Origin of the sequence: Bradyrhizobium genosp. SA-3 (assembly GCF_004212635.1) — a bacterium.
GTDB lineage: Bacteria > Pseudomonadota > Alphaproteobacteria > Rhizobiales > Xanthobacteraceae > Bradyrhizobium.
Window position 1 is genome coordinate 1 of the sequence record NZ_PSRT01000236.1, and the last position, 7296, is coordinate 7296.

Below are 7296 nucleotides of genomic sequence, written 5' to 3' on the forward strand. Positions count from 1 at the left end.
ATTTTATCGCGCGCTTGAAAAACACGGCTGCAAGAAGGAATCGCGCTGTGGCTACGCCATTGGCATCGATTGGTCGGAACCGACCGCGAGCCTCAGGGATGGAGATACGACAGTGCTCAAGCCGAACATGACCTTCCATCTGATGCTTGGCAACTGGGTCGATGAGGAGTTCGGTTACGTGATCAGCGAGACATTCCGCGTTACGGAGTTTGGCGGAGAGGCTCTGACGAGTGCGCCACGGAAGCTCTTCCAGCTCTGACCTTGGTATACCATAAGCAATCCCGAACGCTCGGTTCTACGGACCACGCATTCCAAAGGGAACTCAAATGGTATTTGAGCTGTGTATCGTTGCGATCCATCCAATCTCAAAACATTTGACCTTGGTCGGCTCAATAGTGAGCAAAACCTTTTCCTGAACATGGATGAGGTCCGACTGGAAGCACTTACATACCGCCAATTCCGAACTACAGCTCGAGCAAGATATAAGAGAGGACCCAAGCAGTAGCCCTTGCGGAGCCTCACTGTTGCTGACGCTTAACATCATTGCCCTCACCGACTGATTTTCTGAGCTCTACCAAGCAGAACGCGGCGCGCCGATTTCCCGCATGGGCCCACAGTTCCAGATGATCGTGATCATCAATTGTACGAACCTGTCGGGAGTTTGGGGGGCAAGCCAACGCACGGCTCAACGACAGCGATCGAAATCTTCGAGCGCGGCGAGCGCGCGACCTACTCTGAGATGACCGCTGCTCCGAAAATATGCACGTGCTCTGCGAGCATTCGGAGTGCGTAAGGGCAATCGCATCGGCGTGATGCTGCCCAATCGAATCGAATTCCCGATCCTGTGGTTCGCGTTCGCAAACCTCGGTGCGGTGCTGGTCCCGGTCAACATGCACTACGCGCCCAGGGAGATCGACTACAGTCTGAACGACACCCAGGCGAAATTCGCGATCGTCGATGAATTGGCATGGCAAGTGTTCTCCGCGATGGACCCGTGGCCGGAAGATCTCCCCAAAGAGCAAGTGATTCATGTCGGAGCAGCCTTCCGGCGGGGCCGGTACTACTCTCGAAGAACTGCTCAAGGGCATCGAGGACGTGCCGTGGACGAAGGACGTTTACCCAGACGACCTCTGGCCACCAATACACCACGGCGGGCTTTCCGAAGGGCTGCGTGTTGGCGCACGATTATTGGGGCGTGGCCTCGTACACGTCAGTCCACCACTATGAGCCGCACGAGCGATACCTTCTGCGGCGCCATCTTCTATGTCAGTACAAAAATATATCTTCTGAAGTTATATTGACAGGGCGGTACGCTCTACCTGGTTTCGCGGCTCAGGTCGACGCGCTTCATCGCTTGGATTAAGCAGCACAGCATCGAGTGGTGTCCGTTTCCCGAATTGATCGCTAACCCGCCCGAAGCTACCACCGAATGATTGACTTTCTGAAGCAGGTCGAGCTAGCCAGACGCTGGAGTCCTGACACAGTACGCCGATTCCGAGAGCGATTTGAAGTGCGCAGCTCCGATTGGTACGGGATGACTGAAATCGGATACGGCACACAGACGCCCGACATCGAAGATTGGAGGACTCCAATTCGGTCGGGATTCGCTCTCGATTTCGGGCCCTCCGATTGGTAAACGAGGATGGTAGCCCCACGCCGTTCGATCAAGTCGGCGAGCTATGGGGAAAGGTCGTGCGATCTTAAGGCTATTGGAATAGGCCGGAAGCGAATGCCGCCGGCATTTGAGGCGAATGGTTCAAGTCGGGTGGCGTGCCCCCCCACACGAGGTCTTGCCCTTTTCTAAAAGCCTGTCTCATCGATGACCAGGACCACGTCCTCATCGCCCAGCATTTCCATTGCATACTCACGCATAATGTTGCGTAGTGCATCGGTATCCCACTGCCCTCGTCCCCAGGATCGCCGCGCCACGGGCCTGGATCGCCAGCTACCTCCGCCATCCAACTCGTTGCCCAACAGTCCGTCGAGAAATTGCCACGCCGAGTCCGCGACCTTTCCTGTGTAAACAGCGGAGGGATCCGCTGCTTGCCATCTCGCAACGACGAAGCCCACAGCGTCAGCGAATCTTCAACAGACGCGCTACCAATCATCAGATCCCGAATTATGGTCGCTCATGGATTCAAAAATCTTCAAAAATTGCAACTGTAATGCTAGGTCGTGTGGGAAGCTACCTGCGCCAACGCAGTTCGCGACGACGGTTACGGGCCCTCTTTTTGCGCGTTGCCACGCATCGAAATTCTCTCAGCTGACTAAAGCAAGAGTTGACGACGCGGCGCCGCACGCAAGATCTTGTCGAGCGTGTGTTTGCGGCGATCGGGAGATGTTGTTGGAACACGTCCTAAGCGGCTTTTTCGGCAACAGCTAGGCGGATGTGGTCGGCGTCGTAAGCAATATCAGCGAACGCTAGCTAAGCCGGGGTCCTCAAGAAGTACGCAATGCTTGCCCAATGACAAAGCTAAGCTTCGGTCAAAGCTTCGCCGCTTGATAAACACTCATCAGGCGTCGCGAGGTCCGAACGCGAATTCCCTGCAACGGTTTCGGCCGGCATCGACGCGGCAAGACGCCGACGCGGTGGCGTCGATGTCATTCGCTGCATCAACGCCAGCGGTGAAGCCCTCTCCTGCAAACAGGACGGGCACGAGTATCACCGTGAGTTGCAACAAGCGTCGACGCAATGTCCCGTATGACTGAAAGAGCATCTACTTCGCGGCTGCCACCAGCGTCGCTGCAACGAGCCCTTCAAGCGCTCTGGTCCTATTTGATTTGGTAGCTGCCCAACCTAGCTTTTCAGTGGTTTGGTTCGTTTGGCTGGGGGCCGATCGAGCTGCCCGTAAGATTTACACGGATTTCAGTTCGGCCCGATGTCGCCGAGCCTGGCTGTCGTCCGGGCACAGTTGAGCGGTCGGTTGGCAAATTAGAATGGAATGAAATGCAAAAACAGATCGGTCCCACGGATGGTGATCACCCGGCTGAACAGTTTCGGAACATCGCCCACGTGATCCACGAGAGCTGGCCATATTTCGATCCAGCCCAGATGACAGGTCTCATGGCCCTCCAGAAACGTCGCAGGACCGGATGCGCCATTGAGTGGGGCAACGGTCCGCTTGAGAGTCGTCAGCAGGTAGTTGATTTCGTGCGATGCTCCTACCTAGGCCTGGACAATCATCCGGTGATCGTCGCTGGGGCGATCGAGGCGATCGAGGCGCAGCGGTCATTGCATTGGTCCTGCGCGCGAACGCGGCTCAATTTCGATCTTCTGGGAGAACTTGAAGAAATCCTGTCTGAGATGTTCTGCGCGAGCGTCCTCGCCTTTTCCAGTGGAATGCTCGCCAATCTGAGCGCGATGCCCATCCTCGCTTCGGGTCAATTGACAGGTGACAGGAAGCCGGTCGTCGTGTTCGATCGCTCTGCACGGATATCGCTCGCTTATCACAAGTCCGTGGTGGCTGATGAAACGCGGGTGGAAACTATCGTGCACAACGACATCGGCGCTCTCGAACGCTTGTGTCGCCAAAATTCGGTGGTCGCCTATGTATGCGATGGTGTTTATTTCACGGGAAGCTATTCGCCGATCAAAGCACTGCGTCAGCTCCAGGAACGTTATGGGCTCTTTCTCTATGTCGACGATGCTCACGGGATATCGATCTTCGGACGCCAAGGCGAAGGATTTGCCCGCTCTCAGTTTTCGCAAGTGCTCGGTGAGCGAACTATCATAGCAGGCTCGCTGGCCAAGGGATTCGGCGCATCGGGCGGAGTGTTGATGCTTGGAGCGGCGGATCACGAGGCGCTGTTTCGACGGCACTCAGTTCCCTATGCGTTTTCAGTGACACCTAATCTGGCGGCTGTTGGCGCGGCGCTTGGGTCGTGCAAAATCCACCGCTCGGCGGAGCTCGGGCAGCGGCAGCGGCGATTGGCGCAACGTATCGACCTCTTTGACCGTCGTGTCGCAACCGCCGAGCAAGGAAATTCACTTCCGATCAGAACGATCGTCACCGGATCGGAGGCCAATGCGATTCCAATCGCAAAGAAGCTTCTCGATTGCGGCTTCTATACTTTGGTGACGTTCTTCCCAACTGTCGGACAAGGAAAGGCGGGGATTCGGGTGTGCATTACGGCGGATCATGAGGTCCGCGACATAGAGCGGCTGTGCGATGGCATCCTGGAAGTAGTGGCCGAAATAACGGGAAAGCCGTACCCTCTGAGGTGATGCCATGTTCAGCGGGTTTGGAGGATCTACCTCGTAGGACTAAAGCATGATTATAATAGGTTCGATAATCTGCATTTGCGAAATAGTTGGCACTTCCCTCGCGCGATCCCGGCCAGTCCGGCGCCGACCACAAGATGGCGGAAACAGCGGTCTTTCAGCATACTTCCCGACCACTGATGTGGATTTAGGCGGGACACCGGCGGTGGCTTGATCACCTTTGCGTCCCGCGAATTTCCGACCGGCCACTGAGCGCTTGCGGATTGCGAAAAGTCAACTTCAGCGCCAGCGTTTTTCCTCAAAGTCGTAGGCGCCGGTAAGCGGATCGTTCACAGCCATCAGCTCACGTTTAAGAACCTTATTGCTGGCAATAGTTCGAGGCAATACCGGAACGAAAGTGATGTATCGCGGCACCTTGAACACGGCAAGACCGGCACGAGCATGTTCGAGAATACGCTCCAGCGGCAGATCGCCTGGCACGAGACCTTCTTTCAGCTCCACGCAAATCTTGACCTCTTCGCCGCGCTTGGGATCGGCAACGGGCACGGCAGCAACATCCGCAATCTCCGGCATCTCGCGGATGACTGCCTCCACCTCGCGCGCAGCGATGTTCTCGCCTGAGCGTCGGATCATATCCTTTAAGCGCCCTATCCACCAATAAAACCCCAACCTGTCGCGCCGCAACAGGTCGCCCGTCTTAAACCATTCGCCTTCGAACGAGGCGGCATTCGCTTCCGGCCTATTCCAATATCCGTTGAAGATTCCACGACCGGTCACCCACAGCTCGCCAACCTCGCCGATTGGCGTGGGTGTACCGTCGTCATTCATGAGCCGCAGGTTCCGAAATGGGGCACGAATGCCAACAGAGCCCGAGTCGGCCATCTCGTCAAAGTCGATCGGCATTTGTGTGCCGAACCAGATTTCCGTCATCCCAAAAGCATCCTGGGTGCGCACTCGAAACCGCTTCCGGAATTTACGTACGTTGTCAGGATTCCACTCCCAATTCAGGGTCTGCTTGAGGCATATCGACCCGTCTTCGTTGGCGGCTTCGGCTTGGCGTGCTACCAATTCCGGAAACCAGCACCACTCAATGCGGTACTGCCTGACCCAATTCATGAAGCGTGTCGAGCTGAGTGACTGAGCCAGGTAAAGCGTGCCGGCCTGCCGATATGACTTCAGAAGATATTGTTGTGCATCGCCATAGAAAAAGGGTTGCGTACATAAATACCTCTGGTACGGCTGCCCGTCCCCGCACGCTCCCTGGCACGAGCTCACGCCCCAGTAGTCATGCGTCAACATGCAGCCCTTCGGAAAGCCCGTTGTGCCCGAGGTATATTGAATGTTCAATAGGTCGTCGGGTCGGATATCTTCCTCTACCGGAGTGTCGTCCATGTCATTAAGCAATTGATCCATGGGAGTGCCTGTCCCGTCGGAAGGCTGTCCAATGAGGATTACTCGCTCCTTGGCGAGGTCTTTTGGCCAAGGCTCCATCGCCGAGAATACTGAGCATGTCGACTCGTCAACGACGGCGAACTTGGCCTGTGTATCGTTGAGAACATATTCGATCTCCCTCGGTGTGTAGCGTATATGAATCGGGACCACCACCGCACCGAGCTTGGCGATCGCGAACCACAGGATCGGGAATGCGATGCGATTGGGCAGCATCACTCCAATACGATCGCGCTTGCGTACACCGAATGCACGCAGCGCATTCGCGTATTTGTTGGACGATCGGTCCATCTCGGAGTAGGTCGCGCGCTCGCCGCGCTCGAAGACGTCGATTGCGGTTGTTGAGCCGTGCGTTCTCGCCTGCATTGAAACCAGCTGTCCAATCGTGACAGTCTTATATGCGGATTCCAGCGCCTCGATTTTGCGCAACGCACTTGCGACGCGCTCTTGCAGTCGGTTTTGTGTCAATTTTGTAGTGGTCATCATTGGAAGCTTCGGATTCAGGAGACAAAAGACAGGCTTGATCACCGGGCCCAATCTTTACATTTAACAGCCTCACTGTGGTTGCCGATCACCAGAGCAAGGGCCCGCGTCGCGGATTTGGCAGAAACGCCCCGCCGGTCCGGTAGTGCGAGACCGAGTCACGATGGTTGATTAGGCGCACCGCCATCGCGGGGAGCTCGAATCTGGCAGCGCGCAGCTGCTTACTCGCATCGAGGTCGAACAGTGCGAACGCAGAACGATACGGCATACACCTTATGACTCGGTCTGGCTCATATAATCGAGACATCCTGTATTTTTTGGGCAGAGGCGTTCGTCGCTATTTGAAGGGAGCGTGAGACGTGCAACGGAATTGACATTAGAGCACCTTGTCCGATCGTAATGAGCTGCGTCCGATCGTAATGAGCTGCGTCCGATCGTAATGAGCTGCGTCACCACGAGCTAATTCGTACGTCATTAACAAGGATCGAGGCACTACCTACTCTAGTGGGGCTACAGTTGGCGCCTAGCTGACTTCGCATCTAGCTATGAGAAGGGCGACCCGGCCGGTTCCGACTCCGGCGAGAGCGGCAACGGAGTAAGCTCGAAGAGGATCCTCAGATCGTGTCCCTGAGCGTGGTTGTAATTGGTGGTGGACACCGCGTTCGCCGGCAAGAACCGGACTGGTCAGCTGGCGATAGCCGGGAGGCTGACGGTTGGATCATCGCTCAACGGCGCGATGGTTTCCAGCGTCATGTATCGGGCACGCTGGACGGCCCATTCATCGTTTTGTTCGAGCAGGATCGCGCCGATGAGGCGGACGATGGCGTCCTCATTGGGGAAGATGCCGACGACCTCGGTCCGGCGCTTGATCTCGCCGTTGAGGCGCTCGATCGGGTTGGTCGAGTGCAGCTTGGTGCGGTGCTGCGGTGGGAACGTCATGTAGGCGAGCACATCGGTTTCGGCCTCGTCGAGGAAGCCGGCAAGCTTGGGCAGCTTGGGACGGAGCTGGTCGGAGACCTTGCGCCACTGCATTTTAGCGGCCTCGGCATCGTCCTGGGCAAACGCCGTGGCGATGAAGGCGGAGACGTCGCGGCGGCCGCTCTTGCCGGCATGGGCCCAGCGCATTGCGCATGAAGTGCACA

At 56.6% G+C, this 7296-nt stretch carries 4 protein-coding genes and 2 pseudogenes; 3 read left to right on the top strand and 3 right to left on the bottom strand.

Annotated features, from left to right (window positions below; translation table 11 throughout):
• Positions 1–259, top strand: a 259-nt coding sequence (locus CWO91_RS40770) for a M24 family metallopeptidase (RefSeq protein ID WP_130220957.1), incomplete at its 5' end; no start/stop codon positions are given.
• 487 nt (positions 260–746) lie between these two features.
• Positions 747–1301 (top strand): AMP-binding protein, encoded by a 555-nt coding sequence (locus CWO91_RS40775; protein ID WP_130220958.1) that lies wholly within the window; start codon positions 747–749, stop codon positions 1299–1301.
• A 458-nt stretch (positions 1302–1759) separates the two neighbouring features.
• On the opposite strand, the pseudogene CWO91_RS44870 reads toward CWO91_RS40775, so the two are convergent.
• Positions 1760–2123 (bottom strand): annotated as a pseudogene (locus tag CWO91_RS44870) (transposase); the annotation flags it as partial.
• An 824-nt stretch (positions 2124–2947) separates the two neighbouring features.
• On the opposite strand from CWO91_RS44870, the gene CWO91_RS40780 reads away from it, so the two are divergent.
• Complete coding sequence (locus CWO91_RS40780) at positions 2948–4225, top strand: aminotransferase class I/II-fold pyridoxal phosphate-dependent enzyme (protein WP_130220959.1); 1278 nt, start codon at positions 2948–2950, stop codon at positions 4223–4225.
• A 276-nt stretch (positions 4226–4501) separates the two neighbouring features.
• Here the strand turns inward: CWO91_RS40780 and CWO91_RS40785 are convergent, their stop codons facing one another.
• Both CWO91_RS40785 and CWO91_RS40790 read right to left on the bottom strand, forming a co-directional pair.
• Entirely contained in the window at positions 4502–6199 is a 1698-nt protein-coding gene (locus CWO91_RS40785; protein WP_245471536.1) for a class I adenylate-forming enzyme family protein, read from the bottom strand.
• A gap of 639 nt (positions 6200–6838) precedes the next feature.
• Positions 6839–7296 (bottom strand): annotated as a pseudogene (locus tag CWO91_RS40790) (transposase); the annotation flags it as partial.

Bases quoted from the DNA above. Each gene is read 5' to 3' on its own strand.
- CWO91_RS40780 (WP_130220959.1), top strand. From the start codon at position 2,948: ATGCAAAAACAGATCGGTCCCACGGATGGTGATCACCCGGCTGAACAG.